Below are 22996 nucleotides of genomic sequence, written 5' to 3'. Positions count from 1 at the left end.
GCGTGCCTCACTCGGCAGTTAGGCAGCCTGTGTCGCGTCGGCCGGCTGCTCGACGAATGCGATCAGATCTCTGATGGTGATCAGCGGAAGCCGGTGCGTTTCTGCGAACACCACGAGCTCCGGAAGCCGGGCCATCGTTCCGTCGTCGTTGGCAACTTCGCAGATGACGCCCGATGGGGACTTGCCGGCGAGGCGTGCCAGCTCAACCGCCGCCTCGGTGTGCCCCGGCCGGCCGCGTACGCCGTTCGGATGCGCCCGCAGCGGAAAGATATGCCCCGGCCGGGCGAAGTCCGCCGGACGCACGCCGGGATCCATCAGCGCCTGGATGGTCGCGGCCCGGTCGGCTGCGGAAATGCCGGTGGTGGTTGCGGGTAGGTAATCGACGGAGACCGTGAATGCGGTTTTGTGGAGCTCGGTGTTCTGCGGGACCATGAGCGGGATGTCGAGGGCATCGAGACGCTCTCCTTCCATCGCGACGCAGATCAGCCCGCGGGCGTGCTTCATCATGAACGCGATCGTTTCGGGCGTCACCGCGTCCGAGGCGACGATGATGTCGCCTTCATTCTCCCGGTCCTCGTCGTCGACGACCACGACCATGCCGCCCAGCGCCAGGGCCGCGATTGCGTCTTCAATTTTCGAGATTGCCATTCCATTGCCTTTCAAGGGTAGCCAGCATTGGCGTCAAACCGCGGCGTTTCGGCCGCTATTCATCCCTTGGGCGAACAAGTCCGCGCCGCCCGACAACGAGCGGTTTGCTGACATTGTCCTCTTCCATCCGGACTGTAACCGTCGGCCCCGGCCTCTCACCGGGTCTGCTGACCTTCCGCATCGGCGGAAGCGCTCGCGGGCTCCCGGATCGCTCCGAATACCGCCGGTGGGGATTTTCACCCCGCCCTGAGAACAAGCGTAGATAAGGAATTTCACCGGCAAAAAGCAAGAGGCCAGCTCAGGCTGGCCCCGTGATATTTACCAGCAGCAGAAGCCGCCATCGACCAGGAGGTCGACGCCGGTCACGAAGCTTGCCGCATTCGAAAGAAGGAAGACGGCAGGCCCGACCATCTCGTCCACCGTCGCCATGCGCTGCATCGGGGTCTGCTCCTCGAACAGCTTGGTCTGATGCACCATTTCCGGCCGGGTGTTCATCGGTGTGGCCGTGTAGCCGGGACTGATCGTGTTGACGCGGACGCCGCGGCCCACCCATTCCATCGCCATCGACTTCGTCATATGAATGACGCCGGCCTTCGAGGCATTGTAGTGGCACTGGCTGAGGCCGCGGTTGACGATCACGCCGGACATCGAGGCGATGTTGACGATCGAGCCGCGGCCGTTCTTCAGCATGGCGCGGGCTTCCGCCTGGCAGGACAGGAAAACGCCCTTCAGGTTGATGTCCATCATCGTCTGGAATTGGCTTTCCTCCATCTCCTCGGCCGGATTGGCATTGGCGATGCCGGCCGCGTTCACGGCAAGGGCAAGCGGGCCGAGTTCCGCTTCGGTGCGGGCGACCGCCTCGTTGAGCGCCCCGCCATTGGTCACGTCGGCGGCGATCCGGATGCTGCGGCGCCCCGTGCCGGCGATGAATTCCGCGGTCTTCGCCAGTCCGTCGTCCGTGCGGCGATCGAGCAGCGCAACGTCGGCGCCGCACTGCGCCAGCCCCATGGCGATGCGTTGCCCGATGCCGCTGCCCGCCCCCGTGACGAAGGCGACGTTGCCGGAGAGATCGAACAATCTCGGCGCATTGAGCGTGATTTCAGACATGAATTTCTTCCTTGTTCAAATCGTCGCGAGTTCCATGACCGACACGTCGTTTGCGTCCTCGCGGTCAAGAATGCCGGTCTGTCTGCCCTGGGCCATGACCATGATCCGGTTGGAGACGCCAAGCACTTCTTCGAGATCGGAACTGACCACGATGACCGCGACCCCCTGGTGGGCGAGATCCATGATGAGGTCGTAGATCGACGAGCGGGCGCCGACATCGATGCCGCGCGTCGGTTCGTCGAGCACGACGACCTGCGGCTTGCGCGCCAGCCATTTGGCGAGCACCACCTTCTGCTGGTTGCCGCCGGAAAGCTCGCCGGCGTTCTGGTGCCCGCGGCCCTTCACGCCGAATTTCCTGATGCACTCGTCGGTAAACTGTTGCAGACGGCGGGAGGAAACCCAGCCGTTGCGGGCAATTGCGCCGAGATTGGCATAGCCGATGTTCTCCGCGATCGAATGATCGAGCACGACGCCCTGGAGCTTGCGGTCCTCCGGCACGAGAACCATCCCGCTGCGAATCGCCTCGATTGGCGAGCGGGGCGTGACGGCTTTGCCATTCAAGAGAATCTCGCCACCCGAAATCGGATCGGCGCCGGTGATGGCGCGCACGAGTTCGGTTCGGCCGGCGCCCATCAGGCCGGCGATGCCGAACACCTCGCCCTTTCGGACTGAAAAGCTGATATTGCGGAATGCATTCGTCGGCGAGGTGAGATCGCGGACCTCAAGCGTCACCTCTTCCCGAGGCGCTGGCAGGGCCGGGAACATGCGCTCGAGCGAGCGCCCGACCATGGCCTCGACGATGGTGCGGATCGGCACGTCGCCGCTGTCGAATTCCTTGACCTTGGCGCCATCGCGCATGACGACGACGCGGTCGGCGATCTGGCGGATTTCCTCGAGACGGTGCGAGATGTAGATGATGCCCACCCCGTCCGCCTTCAGCCGTTCGATCTGCTGGAAGAGGCGTTGGGTTTCCTCGCCGCCGAGCGCCGCGGTCGGCTCGTCCAGGATCAGCAGGCGGGCATTGAGCGTCAGCGCCTTGGCAATTTCGATGAGCTGCTGCTTGCCGGTCGAGAGCCCTTCGACGAGGCGGTCGGGCGAAATGTCGAGACCCAGCCGCTTGAGGCCGCTGCGCGCCCGTTCCTCCATCGCCCAGCGGTCGACGCGACCCGCCTTCATCGGATAGCGGCCGACGAAAACATTCTCGGCGATCGAGAGCTTCGGGAGCAGTTTCAGCTCCTGATGGATCATGCCGACCCCCTCGTCCATCGCGGCACGGGGATTGGCGGGCGCATAGACTGCCCCAAGCCAGGTCATTTCCCCGGCGGACGGCTGCACGGTGCCGGAAATGATGTTCGACAGGGTCGATTTCCCGGCACCGTTTTCGCCAAGCAGCGCCACGACCTCACCCGGATAGATGTCGAGGTCGACACCGTGCAGGACCCTGATCGGTCCGAAGGACTTCTGGATCCCACGGAGCGAGAGGATGGGAGACTGGGTGGTCATGGCGCTGCCTTTCGGGCATCGAGACAATTTATGGATGGCTCTTCACGAACTCCGGAGCATTCTCGCAGGTCGTCAGCACGGCATTCGGCGTCTGGCGCTCTTCGACCTTCTGGCCGGCGGCCACGGCAAGTGCCGATTCAACCGCGAGGACGCCCATCTTCTGGGTGCTCTGCGTCGCCGTGGCGACGAACGGCCCCTTGCACTTGGCGAGATATTCGAGCGCCGAAACGTCGCCGTCATAGCCGCCGATGATCACCTTGTCAGAGAGGTTGGCAACGTCCACGGCTTTCGCCGCACCCATCGCCAGACCGTCCGCCTGGCCGAAGATGATCTTGAGGTCAGGGTTTGCCTGCAGCATGTTCTGGGCGATCGAGAAGCCTTCGTCCGCGGACCACATGTTGCTCCATTGCTGGGCGACGAGTTCCACGCCCGGAGCCTCGTCGATGGCGCGCTTGCAGCCCGTGAAGCGATCGACTTCCGGCGTCGTGCCCTTCTGGCCATGGATGATCGCCATCTTGCCCGAGCCGCCGGCCTTTTCGATGATGTGCTTGCAGACGGCATAGGCGGATTCGACGCTTTCGCCGGCGATGAAGGTATCGCCCGGCGCGCCATCCGGAACACGGTCGACGTTGATCACCGGAATGCCGGCTTCACGGGCAAGGCGGGTCGGCACGGCGGCCGCGGCTGCACCGGCCGGAATATAGATGAACGCGTTGATGTCCTGCGTCATAAGGTCCTGGACCTGGTTGACCTGGGTGGCCGTATCGTTCTTCGCGTCGACCACCACGACGTCGATACCCTTTTCCTTCGCGTATTTTTCGACGCCGAGCTTGATCTGGTTGAAGAAGTCCGCCTGAAGGTTCGGCACGGCGAGGCCGATCTTCTTGACTTCCGCGGCCGATGCACCGAGCGGGGACATCAGGACCGCAGCGGTGGTTGCCGCCAGCAGCAGGTTGGACAGTTTCATGGGGTTCTCCTCCGAGTTGCTCTGTGGATTTCCTGACTTCACAGGATTCCACCTCCCTTTTGCCGGCCCGCACCATTGCTGACCGTTTTCGCTTCCCCGCAGGCGTTTCCGCAAGCGGGGTGAACAGTGGCTATTTCCGCTTGCGATAAGTCTCGGCGGTGACGGCCAGCACGATGACGCCGCCGATGATCACCTGCTGCATGAACGGCGATACGCTCAGCAGGTTGAGGCCGTTGCGCAGGATTCCGATGATCAGCACGCCGATTATGGTGCCGCCGATGCCGCCCGTTCCGCCGGAGAGCGACGTGCCGCCGATGACGACTGCCGCAATGGCGTCGAGCTCGTAGGAGACACCGGACGAGGGCTGGACCGAGTCGAGCCGCGCCGCCAGCACCATGCCCGACAATCCCGCCAGGAAGCTGCAGACCACATAGACAAGCACGGTCGCCCGCTGGACGTTGATGCCGGCAAGCCGCGCCACCTCTGCGTTGCCGCCGATGGCGTAGAGGACGCGCCCGCCATGGCGATAGCGCTGGTAAAGGAGGCCGACGACGAAGACCACCAGCATGACCGCGACCGTCAATGTCAGGAAGCCGCCGAAGCGCACGATGGCCATGATGTTGAACCAAGCCGGAAAACCGATGATCTGCTGGCCGTCGGTGATCATGTTGGCCAGGCCGCGGGCGATCGACATCATGGCAAGCGTCGCGATGAATGCCGGCACGTTGAAGCGCGTTATGAGAAGCCCGGCGATCAGGCCGTTCAGCGAGGCGACCAGCAGGGCGAGCGGAATGGCGATCCACATCGGCACGCCGGCAACGACGTTCAGATAGCCAAGCACCATCATCGCCAGCGCCATGACAGAACCGACGGCGAGGTCGATGCCGCCGATCAGGATGACCATCGTCATGCCGACGGCCATGATGCCGAGCACCGTGATCTGATCGAGCACGTTCAGGAAGTTCCTGATCGAAAGGAACTTGTCGCTGGCGAAGGTGAGAAACAGGCACAGGACGATGAGGCCGATCAGCGGACCTGTGGCCCCTCGCATCGACGCAAACATCCCGCCCGCGAACCCTTGCCGCTCCGTCGCTGTCGCAAGCATGGCGCCCTCCTCTCGCTACCCGGCTTCCTCACGTGTAACTAGGCATAATTATTCATTGCTGTGTGCAAATTCGTACATTATCGGTCTGCGTCCTGTCAACCTCGTTCTGCATAGCTTTTCCTGCGTCTGGCTCTTGACATGCGGGGGTAGCGTGCAATTATATATATGATTGTATATTTATTCAGAGCGAGGAATACATGCAGCCGAACGATCTCGACCGCATCGCTCGACAGATCCGACTTCGCGATCTGCAGGCGGTTTTCGAAGCCGGCGCCGGCCATATCGGCGGGGAAATGTCCGCTATCGACATTCTGACGGCGCTCTATTTCCGCGTGCTGCGCGTCTGGCCCGACCAGCCGAAGCATCCGGGCCGCGACCGTTTCGTGCTGTCCAAAGGCCATGTGGCGCTCGCCCTCTATGTGACGCTCGCCAAGCGCGGCTTCCTGCCCGAAGAAGAGATCGGCACCTTCCTGAAGTCGCATTCACGGCTGAACGGGCACCCGAACTGCACCAAGGTCCCGGGCGTCGAGACCAATACCGGACCGCTCGGCCACGGCCTGCCGGTCGCCGTCGGCATGGCCAAGGCCGCCAAGCTGACCGGCGCCGAGTATCACACCTATGTCCTGACCGGCGATGGCGAGATGCAGGAGGGATCGAACTGGGAGGCGATCGCCGCCGCGGCGCAGTTCGGCCTCGACAATCTGACGCTGATCATCGACCACAACCGCTTCCAGCAGGGCGCCACGCTGAAGGAGACCAACAATCTCGCCCCCTTCCCCGCCAAGCTCGAAGCCTTCGGCTGGGACGTCACCGAGATCAACGGCAACGCCATGGACGAAATCGTTCCGGCACTGGAGCGCCGCGGCAACCGGCCGCACGCAATCGTCGCCCATACCAACAAGGGCCACGGCATTTCCTTCATGCAGGACAAGGTCGACTGGCACCATAAGGTGCCGAATGCCGAGCAATATCGGGTCGCCCTGGCCGAGCTTTCGGAGACCCTGTGATGAAAGACGTGATCACCTCTCCCAAACTGCACGATTGCCGTGACGCCTTCGTTGCGGTGCTGGAGCGCCTCGGCGCGGACAACCCCAAGCTCGTGGCGGTCTGCAACGACTCCGTCGGCTCGTCGAAGCTCAACGGGTTCAAGTCCAAATGGCCGGAACGGCTGGTCAATGTCGGCATTGCCGAGCAGAACATGGTGGGCGTGGGCGCCGGTCTTGCCAATGGCGGTCTGCTGCCCTTCGTCTGCGGCGCCTCCTGCTTCCTGACCGGCCGGTCGCTGGAGCAAATCAAGGCCGACATCGCCTATTCCAACGCCAATGTGAAGCTCATCGGCATTTCCTCCGGCATGGCCTATGGCGAGCTTGGGCCCACGCACCATTCGATCGAGGACTTCGCCTGGACGCGGGTGCTGCCGAATCTGCCGGTCATCGCCCCCTGCGATGCGATCGAGACCGCCGCGGCGGTGGAATGGGCGGTCCATTACCAGGGGCCGGTGTTCCTGCGCCTGTCGCGCGTCGGGGTTCCGGACCTGCTGCCGGCCGGACACAGGTTCGAGCTCGGCAAGGCCAACCTGCTGCGTGACGGCGACGCCATAACGCTGATTGCCAACGGCACGCTGACCCACCGCATCTTGAAGGCGGCCGAGCTCCTCGCCGAGCGAGGGATCGAGGCCCGCGTACTGAACATGGCGACGGTCCGCCCGATCGACGTCGAGGCCGTGGTGGCCGCCGCCCGCCAAACCGGGGCGATCCTGACCGCGGAAGAGCATTCCACCTTCGGCGGCCTCGGCTCGGCCATCGCCGAAGTCGTCGTGGCAGAAGCTCCCGTGCCGATGAAGATCCTTGGCGTTCCGGGCATCTTCGCCCCGACCGGCTCGGCCGAGTTCCTGCTCGACGAATTCGGCATGTCGCCTGTCGCCATCACTGAGGCGGCCATCGCTTTGATTGCACGGAAGTCTCCCCGCGCTTGATACTGCGCGTCTAGAGTCCGTGCCGGGCGCGGCAAACCCTCCCTATAGCCGCGCCCCCAATTCATGCCTGCCGGAGTTGCCATGACGAACGCCATTCTCGCCATCGACCAGGGCACCACGAATTCAAAGGCCGTTCTTGTCTCCACGGCCGGCGAAATCCTGTCTCGCGGCTCGTCTCTGGTCGGCATCGAACATCCGCAGCCCGGCTGGGTGGAGCAGAGCCCAATGCGCATCTGGGAATCGGTCAAGGAGGCGATTGCCGCCTGCCTGCAGACCGGTCCTGACGTCGACATCCTCGGTATCGCGATTTCCAACCAGCGCGAGTCCGTCACCATCTGGGATGCAGCAACGGGCAGGCCGCTCGGGCCGGTGGTGAGCTGGCAGTGCCGCCGCAGCGCACCGGCCTGCGCCGAATTGGTCGCAGCCGGCCACGCGCCCCGCGTGCAGGCGCTCACCGGCCTGCCCATCGACCCGATGTTCCCCGGCCCGAAGATGAAGTGGCTGCTGGACCGCGTGTCTGCAGGACACGAAGTGCGGCTCGGGACGATCGACGCCTGGCTGATCCATTGCTTCACCGATGGCGCGGTCCATGCCTGCGACGCTTCGAATGCCGCCCGCAGTCAGCTTTACGACCTCAACCGGCAGGCCTGGAGCGACGAGCTCTGCGAACTGTTCGGCGTGCCGAAATCCGCCTTGCCCGAAGTGCGAGACAGCGCGTCGCGCTTCGGCGTGACCCGAAACGTGCCGGGCCTCAGGGACGGCATCCCGATCGCCGCGGCGATCGGCGACAGCCATGCGGCGCTCTTCGGACACGGCGCCTTCAATCCCGGCGACGGCAAGGTGACCTTCGGAACCGGCTCGTCCGTGATGACGACGCTGCCCCGCTTCATCGCGCCCGAGCAGGGCATCACGACGACGATCGCCTGGTCGATCGACGGCCAGCCGACCTATGCCTTCGAGGGCAATATTCTCGTCTCAGCCGCAGCGCTGCCGTGGATGGTCGAGATGCTCGGCCTGCCCGACGTTCAGGCCCTGACCGACCTTGCCGCAACCGCCGAGCCACGCGGACCCGGCTTCGTGCCGGCCTTTGTAGGCCTCGGCGCGCCCTACTGGCAGTCCGATGCGCGGGCGCTGTTTTCCGGCATTACCTTCAACACCACACGCGCCCAGATGGCCCGCGCAGTGACCGATTCGATGGCCTTTCAGGTCCATGACGTCTTCAAGGCCATGTCAGCGCAGTCGCCGACACCGCTCGGCCGCCTCTATGCGGATGGTGGGCCGAGCAAGAACACCTTTTTGATGCAGTGCGTCGCCGACACGCTGAACCACGCCGTCACCCAATGCGACGCGCCGGAGGCCTCCGCCCTCGGCGCCGCCTATCTGGCGGGGCTTTCGCTGGGCGTCTGGCCCGATCTTGCCGCCATTACCGCCCTGCCACGTGGCGGTGATCCCATCTCGCCGCGTGTTTCCGACGCCACAGATCGCCTCCGGGTTTGGCAGGACGCAATCTACCGCTCGACCGTTCCGGGCCCTTCCACTATGAGTGAATAAAAATTCACGCCTGGAGGATTCCATGGGACGGCTCAACGAGCTGCGACTGATCGCCCGAGTTGCTCAGATGTATCATATCGAAGGCAAGCGGCAGGCAGAGATCGCCGAGGTCATGCGCATGTCGCAGGCGACCGTGTCGCGTATGCTGAAGCGGGCCGAGCAGGAAGACATCGTCCGGACCACGGTTATTCCGCCGCCGGGCACCTTCGCCGATCTCGAAACCGCGCTGCGCGACCGCTACGGCCTGACGGAGGCGATCGTCATCGACTGTTCCGAGGACAGGGACGGCGCGATCATGGCGCGCATCGGCGAGGCGGCCGCCCATTTCTTCGAGGTCACCCTGCAGCAGGACGAGATCATCGGCGTCTCGAGCTGGAGCCAGACGATCCTGCGCATGGTGGACAACATCCACCCGCTCAAGACCGCCAAAGCCAAATACATCGTGCAGATCCTTGGTGGCATGGGGGACGCGTCGGTCCAAACCCACGCCACGCAGCTGACGGCGCGCCTCGCGCGGCTCACCGGCGGCGAGCCGCGGCTGCTTCTCGTCCAGGGCATCACCTCGTCGCGCGAGGCAAAGCTCGTCATGCTCGCCGATCCGGTCGTGCGCGAGACGATGGACCTCTTCGGCCGCCTCAGCCTGGCGATCGTCGGCATCGGTGCGGTGGAGCCGTCCGAGCTCCTCGCCCGCTCCGGTAACACCTTCTCCCGCCAGGAAATGGCGATGCTGCACGAGGCCGGCGCCGTCGGCGAGATCTCCTACCGGTTCTACGACAGGGAGGGAAAGCCGGTCGAAACGCCGCTCAATGACCGCGTCATCGGCATTTCGCTTGAAGACCTCAGGAAAGCCGACCGCGTCATGGCGCTGGCAGGCGGAGAATCGAAAACGCAGGCCATCGCCGGCGCCCTGAAACTCGGCGTCATCGATGTGCTTGTAACCGACAAGTTCACTGCGGCTCGGCTCACGGCCTGATCCTATCCGAGATCAGCCTTTGGCAGCTCGCGCATTATGGAGGAAAGACCATGAGACGTTTTGCGGGCCAGACGGTTTTCGTCACCGGAGGCAACAAGGGGATCGGCCGCGGCATCGCCAAGCGCTTTGCCGATGAGGGGGCCAAGATCGCCATCGCCGCGATCGAGAAGGACATGGCCGTGGCCGCCGAGGCGCTCGCCGAGGAAACCGGCGCAGAGGTGATCGCCATCGTACTGGACGTGACCGACGCCCGCGCCGTCCAGGACGCCTACGCGGCGGCCGAAGCGAAGCTCGGCGCCATTTCCGTATCGGTGCAGAATGCTGGCGTCATCACCATCGCCAAGGTCGAGGACCTGACCGAACGCGAATGGGACCTGAACCTCGACGTAAACACCAAGGGCGTCTTCCTGTGCTGCCAGGAGGCGATCCGCCGCTTCCGCGCCAGCGGCACCAAGGGTCGCCTGATCAACACAGCCTCCGGCCAGGCGCGGCAGGGCTTCATCTACACCCCTCATTACGCCGCCTCGAAATTCGGCGTCGTCGGCCTGACGCAGAGCCTTGCCAAGGAACTCGCCCGCGAAGGCATTACCGTGAACGCCATCTGCCCCGGCATCATCCACACGGAGATGTGGGACTACAATGACAGGGTCTGGGGCCAGATGCTCGGCGAATACGGCCCGGGCGAACTCATGGCCGAATGGGTCGAGGGCATTCCCATGGGCCGGGCGGGAACGCCTGCCGAAGTCGGCGCCCTCGTTGCCTTCCTGGCTTCTGAGGATGCGGCTTACATCACCGGACAGACGATCAACGTCGACGGCGGATTGATCATGTCGTGATGGTTGGCTTGGAGAAGCCCATTTGGCATCAGCGGCCGCCGCGTGATCTCGCTCGGCGACCCCTCTACCTGTCCGTTTTACCGAATGTTGTGTCGGGTGACTCCACCTAAATGCACAATGCTAAGCGACCGCCTGTGCACCGGTGATCTCGACGAGCGAACCGCACATGAAGGCGGCTTCGTCGGAGGCAAGGAAGGCGACCAGGGCGGCGACCTCCTTCGGCTTTCCGATCCGGCCGAAGGGAACAAGCTTGTCGAGATCGGCGATCGTCCGTCCCGACCGCTTCACCCCCCGCCTCCAGCATCGGCGTATGGATTTCGCCGGGGCAGACGGCGTTGACGCGTATCTTGTGCGGCGCGTAGTCGCGGGCGAGGTTCTGGGTGAAGGCGGCGACCGCAGCCTTGGAGGTGTTATAGGCGATGTGGTTCGGCGCCGGATGGAGACCCCATTGCGAGGCGGTGTTGACGATGACGCCGCCGCCCGCCTCGATCATGTGCGGGATCGCAGCGCGGCAAAGATAGAACATTGAATCGAGATTGACCGCGAAGCTCGCGTGCCATTCGTCGTCGCTCAGCGACAGGAGGTTGCCCCGCCGGTTGATTCCTGCATTGTTGACGAGAATGTCGATGCGCTTCTTCTGGTCAAATGCTTCGGCAATCAGAGCGCAGCACGGTTCCCGCTGAGAAATGTCGGCGGCGATCGCAATGGCAGAACCCCCGGCTGTCACGATCTCGGCCGCAACGGCGCCTGCCGCGTCGCCGTTCACGTCTGAGATGACGACCAGCGCCCCCTCCTCCGCGAGCCGCCGCGCTATGCCCGAACCGATGCCGCCGCCTCCGCCGGTAACGACCGCAACCTGGCCTTCGAATCTTTGCATCTCTCGCTCCTCAAGTCCTATCGAATGTAACTGCCGCCATTGACGTCGAGCGTCGCGCCGTTCAGCGACCGCTGCGACGGCCTGAGCGCGAAGGCGACGAGTTCGGCGATTTCGGCGGCCTCAGCCATCTCGCCGATCGGTATGTCGGCGACGGCGGCCTGCTTGCCAAACTTCGCGATGAAGTCCTCGGCCATCTCCGTCCGCACCCAGCCGGGCGCGATCGCCAGCGCCACGACGCCGTCGGCACCGAAGCTGCGGGCGATCGATTTCGTGAGATTGACGAGCGCCGCCTTCGTTGCGCCCTAGGGCATGGCATCGGCCGCATAGCCGCGCTGGCCGGCGCGGCTCGCCATGTTGACGATCCGGCCGCCGCCCTGCGCCTTGAAATGCGTAAGCGCCTGCTTGCAGAGATCGGCGGCGGCGAAGAAGTTCACCTGAAACTCCTTCTGCCAGGCTTGCCGCCACGCGTCGGGCTCGGCGTCGATCGTAATCTCGGTGCGGATCCCGGCATTGTTGACGAGCGCATGGATACGGCCCGCCGCTTCTTCTGCCCGGCGCCAGAGGTCGAATGCCCCCTCGGCCGCCGAAAGGTCCGCCTGAACGATCCACCCCTCGCCGGAAATACGCGCCAGCAGCGCTTCCGCTCCCGCTCTGTCGCGGCCGTAGTGGATGATCGGACGGGCGCCCTTTTCCGCCAGGCGCTCGACGATGGCCGCGCCGATGCCGCCGGAAGCGCCGGTGACGAGGACGGCCTGGCCCGATAGGGACTGGATGGACATTGTAGCCTCCTCAACCGAGCTGATCGACCTGCGGACCCCAGCTGTCGGAGAGCGCAAAGCCGCTCCTGAACGGATCCTCGTCCGAAATGCGGAGCTGTTCGCGACCGTAGATCCAGCCGCGTCCGGTGATCCGCGGCAGCACGGCGGGACGTCCGCCGACCTCGGTGACACCGATCGCCTCCGCCACGAACTCGCCGCCGATGATGGACCGTGAAGTCCGCCGATCCCCCACCGCGATCTGGCCGCGCGCGCAGAGCGTCGCAAGGTTCGCCGAACTGCCGGTGCCGCAGGGGGAGCGATCGACGCGGCCGGGCTTCAGCGTCGTGCACGTGCGCACCGCGCCGTCCGGCTCGCGCCCGCGAAACATCACATAGGCGATCTCGTCGACGCCGGTGAGCGTCGGATGCTTCACCGCCACCTGCTCGGAGATCAGCGATTTCAGCTCGATCCCCGCTTCGGCGAGATAGCGCGCATTGGCCGGCGCAATCGCGCTTCCGACCTGATCGACATCGACGATCGCGTAATAGACGCCGCCGAAAGCGATATCGACCTTGATACGGCCCCAACGCGGCGTCTCGATCTCCCGGTCCAGCGCCTCGGCGAAACTCGGCACATTGTCGAGGCTGACCGACAGGCAGCGGCCTTCCCGGCAGGTGGCGCGGGCGACGATCAGCCCGGCGGGTGTGTCGAGGCGGACGATCGTCTCCGGCTCCTGCATTGCGACGCGGCCGCTTTCAAGCAGGGCGGTGACGACGCAGATGCAATTGCTGCCGGACATCGGATGGGCGCGGTCCGCCTGCAGCACGATGAAGCCCGCATCCGCATCGGGCCGCGTCGGTGAGACGAGCAGGTTGACCGACATGGCGACGCTGGCGCGCGGCTCGAAGGTGACGAAGCGGCGGAGGCTGTCATCGACCTGGTTGATGTGGTTCATCTTGTCGAGCATGGTGGCGCCGGGGATTTCCGGCGCACCCCCGACGATCACCTTGCCGATCTCGCCCTGGCAATGGACCTCGAGGAGATCAAGCGAACGATCCCAGTTCATCATTTGATGTACCAGCCCCACTTCTCGCCGGCGGCAAAGCGGGTGATCTGCTTCGTCTCGAGGTAGTTTTCGAGGCCCCAGCGACCGAGTTCGCGGCCGATGCCCGACTCCTTGTAGCCGCCCCAGGGCGCCTCGGTGAAGGTCGGCTGCGAGCAGTTGATCCAGACGATGCCGGCGCGGAAGGCGCTCGCGACCCGCTCGGCGCGGACATCGTCCTTCGACATCACCGCTGCGGCGAGACCGAAGCGGGAATCATTGGCAAGCTCGATCGCTTCCTCTTCGGTCGAGAACGGTTTGATGCAGACGACCGGCCCAAAAATCTCCTCGCGCCAGGCATCGCTCTCCAACGGCACGTCGGTCAGCACCGTCGGTTCGAGATAGTAGCCCGTGTCGAAGCCTTCCGGCCGCTTGCCACCGCAGGCGACGGTCGCACCGGCGGCTTTCGCCGCCTCGATCGCCGCAACGACCTGTTCGTGCTGGCGCTTGGAGACCAGCGGTCCGAGCAGGACTCCGTCTTCGAGACCGTCACCGATCCTGATCTTCTTCGTTTCCTCGACAAGCCGCGCCAGCAGCTTGTCGTAGATGCCCTCCTGCACGAGGACTCGCGACGTCGCCGAGCAGACCTGGCCCTGGTTCCAGAAGATGCCGAACATGATCCATTCGACCGCCTCGTCGATATCGGCATCGTCGAAGACGACGAAGGGCGACTTGCCGCCGAGTTCGAGGCTGACGCGCTTGATGTCGCGGGCCGCCGCCGCCATGATTTTCGAACCGACCGGCCCGGAGCCGGTAAAGGCAAGCTTGTCGACTTGCCTGTGGTCGATGATCGCCTGGCCGGCGACCGATCCGGAGCCGGTGACGATGTTGAGGACGCCCGGCGGCAGGCCCGCGTCATCGGCGAGCGCGGCCAGTTCGAGCGCCGTCAGTGAGGTGACCTCCGCCGGCTTCAGCACCACCGTGCAGCCGGCGGCAAGCGCTGGCGCGACCTTCCAGGCGGCCATCAGCAGCGGATAATTCCAGGGAATGATCGCGCCGGTGACGCCGATCGGCTCCTTGACCGCCTTGGAGGTGAACCGGGCGTCGGGAAGCGCGATCGGCTCCCCGGGATTGTTGTCGAGCTGCTCGGCAAGGCCCGCATAGAAGTCGAAGCAGCCGGCCGCGTCGGCGACATCCCAATCGGCTTCGGGAAACGGCTTGCCGTTGTCGATCACCTCGAGACGGGCGATCTCCGCCTGCCGGGCGCGGATGCCCTCGGCGATGGCGCGCAGGTATTTTGCTCTCTGTGCGCCCGAAAGCTTCGGCCAGCCGTCCTTGTCGAAGGCGCGGCGTGCCGCCTTCACGGCGAGATCGACGTCTTCCGCCGTTGCAGCCGCGATCTGGTGAATCACTTCTTCCGTCGCCGGATTGACGACGTCGAACGTCCTGCCGTTGGCGGCCGGCGTCCATTTTCCATCGATATAGAGTTCGCTGCGCATTGTTCGCTCCATTGTTTCCCGCGCTCGCCGTCAGAACCGGTCGACGCGGTATGGTTTGAGATCGACCGGCGGCTCAGCGCCCGTCACGAGATCGGCGATCAGCCGTCCGGTCGTCGCCGCATAGGTAAGGCCCAGATGCCCATGGCCGGTGGCGTAGAAGATGCCGCGGTGTTTCGCGGAAGGGCCGATGATCGGCACCGTATCGGGAAGCGCCGGCCGGTGGCCCATCCACTCCGTCGCCTTCTCGCGCGCCCGCTTGACCAGCACTTTCGCCCGCCGGTAGTCAGGCGCCGCCTCGAGACCGGCCATCTCAACCGTGCCGCCGACGCGAATGCCGCCGGCCGTCGGCGTCACCATGAAGGCGCGCGCCGGCCAGATGATCGAGTGGCGCATCGAGATTCCCGGCGCCATGATCTGGGTGTGGTAGCCACGCTCGGTCTCGAGCGGGACCGGCTCGCCGAGAAGCCGCGCCAGCTTGCCAGTATAGGCGCCGGCTGCGAGCACGACTCGAGAGGCAGCAACCGAACGGCCATCCTTCAGGCGGACGGCTTTGACGCGATCGCCACTATCAAAACCCGCGACCTCGCCCTGCTCGATCCTGCCTCCGAGAGCGAGAAACTTTTCGCGCAGTTTCAGGAGCAGCTTGTAGGGGTCGCGGATCGAGCGGTTGTCGGGAAACAGCACCGCCTTCCCAATCTTCGTCGTTAATGCTGGTTCGAGGTCACGGATGGCATTACCGCCCAGGACTTCGTGGCGGAAGCCGAAGCGCTCGAGAACCGCGATATGCTCGCGGTCAGCCCTGAACTCGGCCTCGTCCGCATAGAGGCTCAGGCAGCCCTCCTCGGTCAGCATGTCCGTCAGTTCCGCCGCCTGCAGCAGCGGCATCAGATCTTCGTAGACACGACGGCAAAGCACGGCGCCTGCCGCCTCCAGCTCTTTCACCCGCGACGGGCGGCTTGCTTCGAGAAACCGGAGGAACCACGGCGTGAGCTTCGGCAGATAGGAGGGGCGGATACGGACCGGCCCTTCAGGATCGACCAGCCATTTCGGCGTTTGCGCCCAGACCGAAGGCCGCGAGGCCGGCATGAATTCGGTGACGGCGATCGATGCCATGTTGCCGTAGGAGGCGCCCTTGCCGTCCGGATCCCGCTCGACGAGCACGGCGCCCTTCCCGCGGCGTTGCAGCTCGTAGGCGATGGTGGTGCCGATAATGCCGGCGCCGACGACAACGACAGGACCTTCGTTATTGCTCATCTTTTATCTTTTCTCGATTGTGGTGCTGCATTCAAACCGCGGTCATCCAGGTGTCGGCCACCGTGAAGCCCTCCGGATAGGGATCGGTCGGGTCCATGCCCATCTGGTAGAGACCGGTGATCCAGGCCTGACCGGCAATCGCCGGTATCACCGCGTCGTACGTCCCGACTTTCGTCAGTCCGTCGATTGTGCAGGTGAAGCGGCTGCCGGTGATCGACTCGTGAATGAGCGTTTCGCCGGGTTGGATAAGCCCTTTCTTATGCAACAGCGCCAGCCGCGCCGACGAGCCGGTGCCGCAGGGCGAGCGGTCGCAGCGCCCCGGCGAGACGACGACGCAGTTCCTCGCGATAAGCCGGCCATTCTCCCGGCGAAGCGGTCCCATGAACTCGGTGTTGGTGATCCCCGGTATGCCCGGGTTCTCGGGATGCTCGACGGTGAGCTGCTCGGCGGCCGCGAATTTGAGCTTCTGGCCGATTTCGCAGAGCTCGCGGGCTTCCGAGGGATCGATCGAGATGCCGAGGTCGGCGGCGTCGACCATGGTGTAGGTCATGCCGCCATAGACGATGTCGACCCGAACGGTCCCGAGGCCTGCGACTTCGATCTTGGCGTCGACATGGTAGCAGAAGGCTGGCTGGTTCACGAGCCGGACGCTCGTCACCTTGCCGTCCCTGCATTCGCAGCGCACCCTGATCAGGCCTGCTGGAGACTCGAGCGTCAATTGAGTGACCGGCTCCTGCATCGGCAGGATTCCGGTCTCGAGCAGCACCGTCGCCACGCACATCGTGTTCGAACCGGACATCGCCGGATACTCGGTCGTCTCCAGGATCACATAGCCCATGTCGGCTTCGGGGTGATTGGAGGGGAGCACGATATTGGCATTGTGCCAGACCGCCCCGCGCGGCTCGAACAGCACCATCTTGCGGATGCCGTCCATGTGGGTTTCGAGATGAACCCGCTTGTCGAACATGGTCTCGCCGGGAACCTGGCCAACGCCGCCGACGATCACCTTGCCGCTTTCGCCTTCGGCATGGCAATCGACGACCGAAAGGACCTTGCTGAAGCGCATCTCTCTAGCTCCAAAAAAGTTGTCGAGGAGCCGCTTCCCTGATTGTCGAACGGCCGGGAAGCGGCGCTTCGACTGGCGATTACCAGTTCAGGATCGGCTCCATGGCGGCGCGGAACTCGGCCTTCTCATCGTCGGTCAGCGGTCCGAGCGGCGCGCGGCACTCACCGACGGGCAAGCCCTGAAGCTCGCAGCCATACTTGATCTTCTGCACGAACTTGCCGCTTTCGAGGATGTTCATCGCCCGGTAGAGCGTCTTCATCTGCGCCCGAGCCTTGTCGAGATCGCCGGAACGGAAGGTGCGGTCCAGGTCGCAGCAGGCCTTGGCCATGCAGTTCGACGGCCCGCAGATCCAGGAATCGGCGCCCCAGAACATGAAGTCGAGCGCGATGTCATCCGAGCCGGACACCAGCTGGATGCGGCCTTCGTAGCGGCTGGCGATGTCGACCGCGCGCTGCAGAACGCCCGAGCTTTCCTTGATCCCGATGACGCGCGGATTGTCGGCGAAATGGTCCATCAGCTCGAAGCTGATGTCCGAACCATCCTTGGCCGGATAGGAATAGAGGACGAGGTTCACGTCCACGGCATTAAGCACGGTCTCATAGTGCCGGATCAGTTCGGCTTGCGTCGGACGGGTGTAGAAGGGCGGTGCGAGCAGCACAGTGTCATAGCCGATTTCCTTGGCGATCGCCGTCTGCTCGATGACTTCGCGGGTGGCGGGGGCATTGGTGCCGGCGATCAGAATTTCGCCCGGCTTGGCGAAGTCCTTGACGAATTGCAGCACGTCGCGGCGCTCTTCCGTGGACTGGCTGAAATACTCACCGGTCGAGCCGTTCGGAACCCAGCCGGTGACGCCGGCCTCGCGCAGATGGGCCAGCAGCTTTTCAAAGGCCTTGAAGTCGACCCTGTTGTTCGCGTCGAACGGGGTGACGAGGGCGGGCATGACGCCAGAGAGTTTCATGGAGGTTCTCCTTTCGAAAGAATTCGGTTCAAATCGCGAGCTTGGTGAGCACGCGCCGCTCGACCAGCGTGACGGCCCGGGTAAGCGGGAAGGCGATGAGGAAGTAGATGAGCGCGACCACCGTCAGCACCTCGATCGGCCGCGCCGTATTGTTGGAAATGTTCTGGCCGACGAACATCAGGTCGGCCATGCCGACGGCCGAAACGAGCGCGCTTTCCTTGAACAGGCTGACGCAGTTCGAAAGCAGTGTCGGGAGGGCGCGCAGCACCGCCTGCGGCAGGATGACGTTCGTCACCTGGACCCGGCGCGGCAGGCCGAGTGCGACGCAGGCGTCGAGCTGTTCCGGACCGATGGATTTCAACGATGCGCGGAAGGTCTCGCTGGTGATCGCGCCCATGTAGAGCGTGAGCGCGATCACGCCCGAAGTGAGGTTGGAGAGCTCGACGCCGAGGATCAGCGGCAGGCAAAAGAAGATCCAGAAGAGCTGGACGAGCACCGGCGTGCCGCGGAAGAACTCGACATAGACGCTGGAGACAGCCCGCAGCAGAGCGCTGCGCGATGTGCGGGCTAGGCCGATGAAGAAGCCAAGGCTACAGCCGAGCACGATGCAGATCAGCGTCAGCTTGATGGTCATCCAGAGACCGAGAAGCAGCGCTTCCTGGAAACGAAGGATGATGGAGAAATCGAGAGCCATGGGTCTTCTCCTCAGCTCATCATCAGTTGGCGGCGGCGTTCGAGATAGCCGACGATCTGCGAGACGGGGAACGAGACGGCGAAGTATACCAGAGCGACGATGGTGAAGGTCTCGATCGGCCTGTACGTCTCCGTCGCCAGCGTCTTCGCCTGGTACATGAGGTCCTGCACGGCGACGATGGCAACCAGCGCCGTCTGCTGAAAGATACCGATGCCGTTGGTGAGCAGGACCGGGATCGACGCACGGACCGCGGTCGGCAGCAAGATGTAAATCGTGCGCTGCAGCGGGTTGAGGCCAAGCGCGATGCCGGCGTCGAGCTGCTCGCGCGGAACCGCCTGGATCGCGGCGCGATAGGCCTCGGCATTGAAGGCCATCAGATTGAGCCCGAGCGCCAGGATGCCCATCGTCATCGAACCGAGGAAGACGTTGAACAGCATCGGCACGCAGTAGAAGAACCAGACGGTCTGGACGATCGCCGGGGTGCAGCGGAAGAATTCGACGAAGAGCATCGCCGGCAGCCGCACCGGCGCGAAACGGCTCATGATGAGGAGCGCCAGCGGAAAGCCCAGCACGACGCCGATGATATTGGCGGCGACCGTCAGCTCAAGCGTGACGATCAGCCCTTCCCAGAGCGGCCCGAAGGAGACGGACTGGAAGTCGAAGGAGTAACCCATCTCGCCCTCCTAGTGCCGGATATGGAAGACGCGATCGATGAAGTCGCGTGTGCGCTCTTCCTTGGGCGCGCCGAGCACCTGCTCCGGCGGGCCGTCCTCGACGACCACGCCGCCGGCGCAGAAGATGACGCGCGAGGCGATGTTCTTCGCAAACCACATGTCGTGAGTGACGATCATCATCGGCATGTCCTGGGCGGCAAGCTGCAGGATGACCTGCTCGACTTCGGCGACGAGCTCGGGATCGAGCGCCGAGGTCACCTCGTCGAACAGCATCAGCTTCGGATCGAGCATCAGGGCGCGGGCGATTGCGACGCGCTGCTTCTGTCCGCCGGAAAGCTGCGCCGGATAGGCATTGGCCTTGGCGCCGAGGCCGAAGCGCTCGAGCAGCGCCTGGGCCCGCTTGATGGCGCTCGCCTTGGCTTCACCCCGGACCTTGCAGGGCGCGAGGGTCAGATTCTGGATGACGGAGAGATGCGGGAACAGCGTGTAGTGCTGGAACACCATGCCTATCGAGCGCCGCACCTCGGTGTCGATCTCAGTTTTCTTCTCGGCGCTCTCGGAGGAGATATAAGGCTTGCCGCCGAAGCTGATCGAGCCGCTGTCGATCTTCTCGAGCCCCATCATGACGCGCAGCAGCGTGCTCTTGCCGCCGCCGCTCGGGCCGATGACGACGACCCGTTCGCCGGGCTTCATCTCGATGTCGAGGCCCTTGAGCACCTGGATATGCGGGCCATAACTCTTGTGGAGGGACTGGATTTTGACAAGGGGAGCACTGAAGGACATGGTCATCGCCGACCTCGATGGTCAAAAGAAGGGATGAGAGTGGCCGGGCTGGCGCATGGCCGCGCCCCGCCCCCTACAGTTTCGTTACTGCGCGCTCTTCAGCACCTCATCGACGGCCTTGCGGATCAGTTCGTCCACGTGACCGGTCGCGACTTTTTCCTCGAGGAAGATGTTCACCACCTCGACGTCGGCAGCCGACAGCTGATGCGGCAGGCCGAAGGCGACGCCCTGTTTCGCCAGCGCCGGCGTCGGATTCAGCGCGACCGCCCAACCGGGGTTCGACTGGGTGAAGAGCTGGTTGGTGTCCGAGGCATCGACGAGGATGTCGGCGCGGCGCGAGACGACGGCGAGGCGCGTTTCATCGTTACCCGGCAGGCGCAGGATCGTCGCGTTCTTGACCGCGGCGGTGATCGCCTTGTCCTGGGCGGTGCCCGACATGACCGCGAGCGTCACGTCCTTATTGTCGATATCGGCAACCGAGGCCGCGCCGGCGGGGATCTTCGGGTTCTCCTTGTTGTAGGCGAGCGAGATCTGGTACTCCATCGCGGGAACGGAGAACTGCACGGCCATGGCACGCGCCGGCGTCCTGTTCAGCGCCAGCGAAAGGTCCCATTTCCCCGCCTGCAGGCCAGCGACGATATTGTCCCAGGTGGTGTCGACGAATTCCGGCTTGACCTTCAGCGTCTCGGCGAATTCGCGGCAGAGATCGGCGAAGAAGCCGGAATATTCTCCGCTCGCCGGATCGCGCATGACATAGGGCGGAGCAACGGCCGCGCCGCAACGAAGGACGCCCGCCTTCTGCACGTCCTGCCAATAGCCTTCGGCGGTCTCAGCGGATGCGGCGGTGGTTGAAAGTCCAGCGATCAGGGCAAGCGCAGGCATCGCCCGCATTGCGAACGCAAGCATCTTCGAAAGCATCTTCAATTTCCTCTGTTTGATGTGCGCGGTGCGCGGTTCCACCCGTCGGCTATTGCCGATCTTGTTCTTCGTCTGTCGTCTACGTGTCGACACGATATTTATGTCGGCAACGTGTCGACACTGTCAAGCGGAGAATTTACATTGTCTCGGCGGGGCTCTTCTGGCCTTATGCGTCCGAACGACGGAAAGGGACGTCAGTGACTGACGAAACTGAAACCAAGCGCGCCAGGGGCACCGGCTGGAAAAATGTCTACGAGACGCTCCGAAACGAGATCCTGGCGCTGACGCTCGCTCCCGGCCAACTTCTCGACGAGAGCACGCTTGCCGAACGGTTCGACATGTCCCGCTCGCCGGTCCGCGAGGCGCTGATCCGCCTCGCCGGCGAGGATCTGGTCGTCACGCTTGCGAACCGCAGCACCATTGTGGCGCCGATCGAGGTCGCGACCTTCCCGAAATATGTCGAGGCGCTGGATATCGCCCAGCGCATGAACACGCGGCTTGCCGCGGAACTGCGGACGGAGATGGACCTCAAGACGATCGCCAGGCGGCAGAAGGAATTCGAAGCGGCGGTCAAGACCGGCAATCACCTCGAGATGTCCGAGGCCAACAAGCAGTTCCACATGTCGATTGCCTACGCCGGGCGGAATCCCTATCTGGCCTCCTTCTACGAGCGGCTGCTCAACCAGGGCCAGCGCATGCTGCACCTCCACTTCGAGTATCTGGAGCGCACGCACGAAGGCTATCTGCTGACCGACGAGCACAACCAGATGCTCGAGGCGATCCGGGAGAAGAATGTCGATCTCGCCGACGAGCTGGCGCACGCCCATACGCGCCAGTTCCAGCAGAACTTCATCAATTTCATGCGCGAGAACTACACGACGGACGTGTCGCTTGGACGGCGCAAGGCTGCGGAATAGATGCGGATCGGCTTCGTCGGCACAGGCATCATTACCGAGGCGATGGTGACGGGGATCGTCGCCTCCCCACTCGACGTGGCGGAGATCATCGTTTCGCCACGCAACCGGGAGATCGCCGCCCGGCTCGCGGGCCGGTTTCCCAGCGTGCGGATCGCCAAGGATAACCAGGCGGTGGTCGATGTGGCCGACATCCTGTTCCTGGCAATCCGGCCGCAGATCGCAGAGGAAGTGATTGCCGAACTCACCTTCCGGAAGGGCCAGGCGGTCGTCAGCGTCATCGCGGCGACGGACCGCCCGAGGCTCCTGAGCTGGATCACCGGAGAGGTGGACCTCACCCAGGCGGTTCCACTGCCCTTTGTCGCCGAACGCGACGGCGTCACCGCGATCTATCCGCCGAACCCGGGCGTTGCCGCTCTATTCGCCGCCCTTGGCACTGCAGTCGAATGCGAGACGAAGGAGGATTACGACCTCCTCGCCGCCGCCAGCGCCCTGATGGGCACCTATTTCGGCATTCTCGATCGAACGACCGGCTGGCTTGCCGAGAAAGGCATGGAGCGCGAGAAGGCCCGCGCCTATCTGACCCCGCTCTTCGCCAGCCTGGCGCAGACGGCGGTCAGGGCCGAGGCGACGCCCCTCGACACGCTGAGGCGCGAGTTCTCGACGCCCGGCGGCTTGAACGAGCAGGTGTTCGACGATTTCGAACGCGGCGGCGGAAGCCGCGCCTTGACCGAGGCCCTTGAAGCGGTGCTGCGCCGGATAAGACGATAGCGAGTCAGTCGGTCCCCGCCTGATCCGCGACGCCAGGCCGCGGTCGATGCTTCTGCTTTACATTTCTTTACATTCGCCCGGAAGGCTCGAAACGTTGCCCTGTTAGCTTTCCTCCATTGCAGC

21 protein-coding genes, 2 pseudogenes and 1 riboswitch are annotated in these 22996 nt (G+C 64.2%); of the genes and pseudogenes, 7 read left to right on the top strand and 16 right to left on the bottom strand.

The genetic code is table 11. The features are described from left to right. Window positions 1-18 precede the first annotated feature (18 nt). The 5 genes from ribB to SS05631_RS20535 all read right to left on the bottom strand — a co-directional run bounded on the left by ribB (window position 19) and on the right by SS05631_RS20535 (window position 5330). Entirely contained in the window at window positions 19-648 is a 630-nt protein-coding gene (gene ribB / locus SS05631_RS20555; protein ID WP_037424632.1) for a 3,4-dihydroxy-2-butanone-4-phosphate synthase, read from the bottom strand. A 111-nt stretch (window positions 649-759) separates the two neighbouring features. After that, window positions 760-906: riboswitch (FMN riboswitch) on the bottom strand. 60 nt (window positions 907-966) lie between these two features. Further along, window positions 967-1755, bottom strand: a complete 789-nt coding sequence (locus SS05631_RS20550) for an SDR family oxidoreductase (protein ID WP_037424626.1) — start codon at window positions 1753-1755, stop codon at window positions 967-969. Window positions 1756-1770: 15 nt separating this feature from the next. Next, window positions 1771-3258 carry a sugar ABC transporter ATP-binding protein gene (locus SS05631_RS20545; protein WP_037424624.1) on the bottom strand — a complete coding sequence of 496 codons (1488 nt, stop codon included), beginning with the start codon at window positions 3256-3258 and terminating at the stop codon, window positions 1771-1773. Between the two features lie 28 nt (window positions 3259-3286). Next, the gene (locus SS05631_RS20540) at window positions 3287-4225 is read right to left on the bottom strand and encodes a substrate-binding domain-containing protein (protein WP_037424622.1); all 939 of its coding nucleotides are present in this window, start codon (window positions 4223-4225) and stop codon (window positions 3287-3289) included. A 130-nt stretch (window positions 4226-4355) separates the two neighbouring features. Further along, window positions 4356-5330, bottom strand: coding sequence for an ABC transporter permease (locus SS05631_RS20535; protein ID WP_037424620.1), 975 nt, complete (start codon window positions 5328-5330; stop codon window positions 4356-4358). A gap of 197 nt (window positions 5331-5527) precedes the next feature. Between SS05631_RS20535 and SS05631_RS20530 the strand changes: the two genes are divergently transcribed. From SS05631_RS20530 to SS05631_RS20510, 5 genes are all read left to right on the top strand, one after another. After that, window positions 5528-6337: a transketolase gene (locus SS05631_RS20530; RefSeq protein WP_037424618.1), complete on the top strand. Its 810-nt coding sequence runs from the start codon at window positions 5528-5530 to the stop codon at window positions 6335-6337. After that, a complete protein-coding gene (locus SS05631_RS20525) occupies window positions 6337-7305 on the top strand; it encodes a transketolase family protein (protein WP_037424616.1) in 969 nt (322 codons plus the stop codon). Before SS05631_RS20530 ends, SS05631_RS20525 begins: the two co-directional genes overlap by 1 nt. Before the next feature lie 81 nt (window positions 7306-7386). Continuing rightward, window positions 7387-8856 (top strand): FGGY-family carbohydrate kinase, encoded by a 1470-nt coding sequence (locus tag SS05631_RS20520; RefSeq protein WP_037424698.1) that lies wholly within the window; start codon window positions 7387-7389, stop codon window positions 8854-8856. A 22-nt stretch (window positions 8857-8878) separates the two neighbouring features. Further along, window positions 8879-9829 carry a sugar-binding transcriptional regulator gene (locus SS05631_RS20515; RefSeq protein ID WP_095678056.1) on the top strand — a complete coding sequence of 317 codons (951 nt, stop codon included), beginning with the start codon at window positions 8879-8881 and terminating at the stop codon, window positions 9827-9829. Window positions 9830-9879: 50 nt separating this feature from the next. Next, window positions 9880-10665, top strand: coding sequence for an SDR family oxidoreductase (locus SS05631_RS20510; protein ID WP_037424603.1), 786 nt, complete (start codon window positions 9880-9882; stop codon window positions 10663-10665). A 120-nt stretch (window positions 10666-10785) separates the two neighbouring features. Here SS05631_RS20510 and SS05631_RS20505 read toward each other — a convergent pair. The 11 genes and pseudogenes from SS05631_RS20505 to SS05631_RS20455 all read right to left on the bottom strand — a co-directional run bounded on the left by SS05631_RS20505 (window position 10786) and on the right by SS05631_RS20455 (window position 21188). Next, window positions 10786-11542: pseudogene (locus SS05631_RS20505) on the bottom strand (SDR family NAD(P)-dependent oxidoreductase). Window positions 11543-11559: 17 nt separating this feature from the next. Continuing rightward, window positions 11560-12321 (bottom strand): annotated as a pseudogene (locus tag SS05631_RS20500) (SDR family oxidoreductase). 10 nt (window positions 12322-12331) lie between these two features. Continuing rightward, complete coding sequence (locus SS05631_RS20495; RefSeq protein WP_037424613.1) at window positions 12332-13366, bottom strand: proline racemase family protein; 1035 nt, start codon at window positions 13364-13366, stop codon at window positions 12332-12334. Next, window positions 13366-14841, bottom strand: a complete 1476-nt coding sequence (locus SS05631_RS20490) for an aldehyde dehydrogenase family protein (protein ID WP_037424602.1) — start codon at window positions 14839-14841, stop codon at window positions 13366-13368. The genes SS05631_RS20495 and SS05631_RS20490 overlap by 1 nt, the downstream gene beginning before the upstream one ends. Before the next feature lie 30 nt (window positions 14842-14871). Continuing rightward, a complete protein-coding gene (locus SS05631_RS20485) occupies window positions 14872-16095 on the bottom strand; it encodes an FAD-binding oxidoreductase (protein WP_037424601.1) in 1224 nt (407 codons plus the stop codon). A 31-nt stretch (window positions 16096-16126) separates the two neighbouring features. Further along, entirely contained in the window at window positions 16127-17161 is a 1035-nt protein-coding gene (locus SS05631_RS20480) for a proline racemase family protein (protein WP_037424599.1), read from the bottom strand. A gap of 79 nt (window positions 17162-17240) precedes the next feature. Next, window positions 17241-18119 (bottom strand): 4-hydroxy-tetrahydrodipicolinate synthase, encoded by an 879-nt coding sequence (gene dapA / locus SS05631_RS20475; RefSeq protein WP_037424598.1) that lies wholly within the window; start codon window positions 18117-18119, stop codon window positions 17241-17243. A 28-nt stretch (window positions 18120-18147) separates the two neighbouring features. Beyond that, complete coding sequence (locus SS05631_RS20470; protein ID WP_037424596.1) at window positions 18148-18813, bottom strand: amino acid ABC transporter permease; 666 nt, start codon at window positions 18811-18813, stop codon at window positions 18148-18150. Between the two features lie 11 nt (window positions 18814-18824). Then, on the bottom strand, window positions 18825-19487 hold the full coding sequence (locus tag SS05631_RS20465) for an amino acid ABC transporter permease (protein ID WP_037424595.1): 663 nt from the start codon (window positions 19485-19487) through the stop codon (window positions 18825-18827). Window positions 19488-19496: 9 nt separating this feature from the next. Continuing rightward, window positions 19497-20276, bottom strand: coding sequence for an amino acid ABC transporter ATP-binding protein (locus tag SS05631_RS20460; protein ID WP_037424593.1), 780 nt, complete (start codon window positions 20274-20276; stop codon window positions 19497-19499). A 78-nt stretch (window positions 20277-20354) separates the two neighbouring features. Further along, window positions 20355-21188, bottom strand: a complete 834-nt coding sequence (locus tag SS05631_RS20455) for a transporter substrate-binding domain-containing protein (protein ID WP_037424591.1) — start codon at window positions 21186-21188, stop codon at window positions 20355-20357. Between the two features lie 197 nt (window positions 21189-21385). On the opposite strand from SS05631_RS20455, the gene SS05631_RS20450 reads away from it, so the two are divergent. Both SS05631_RS20450 and SS05631_RS20445 read left to right on the top strand, forming a co-directional pair. Next, entirely contained in the window at window positions 21386-22105 is a 720-nt protein-coding gene (locus tag SS05631_RS20450; protein ID WP_037424589.1) for a GntR family transcriptional regulator, read from the top strand. Further along, window positions 22106-22873, top strand: a complete 768-nt coding sequence (locus SS05631_RS20445; RefSeq protein ID WP_037424587.1) for a pyrroline-5-carboxylate reductase — start codon at window positions 22106-22108, stop codon at window positions 22871-22873. It abuts the gene before it with no gap. Window positions 22874-22996 lie beyond the last annotated feature (123 nt).

It is taken from the genome of Sinorhizobium sp. CCBAU 05631 (genome assembly GCF_002288505.1).
Lineage (GTDB): Bacteria > Pseudomonadota > Alphaproteobacteria > Rhizobiales > Rhizobiaceae > Sinorhizobium > Sinorhizobium fredii_C.
Note: the sequence above shows the minus strand (reverse complement) of the source record. Positions and strands in the feature narration are given on the sequence as shown.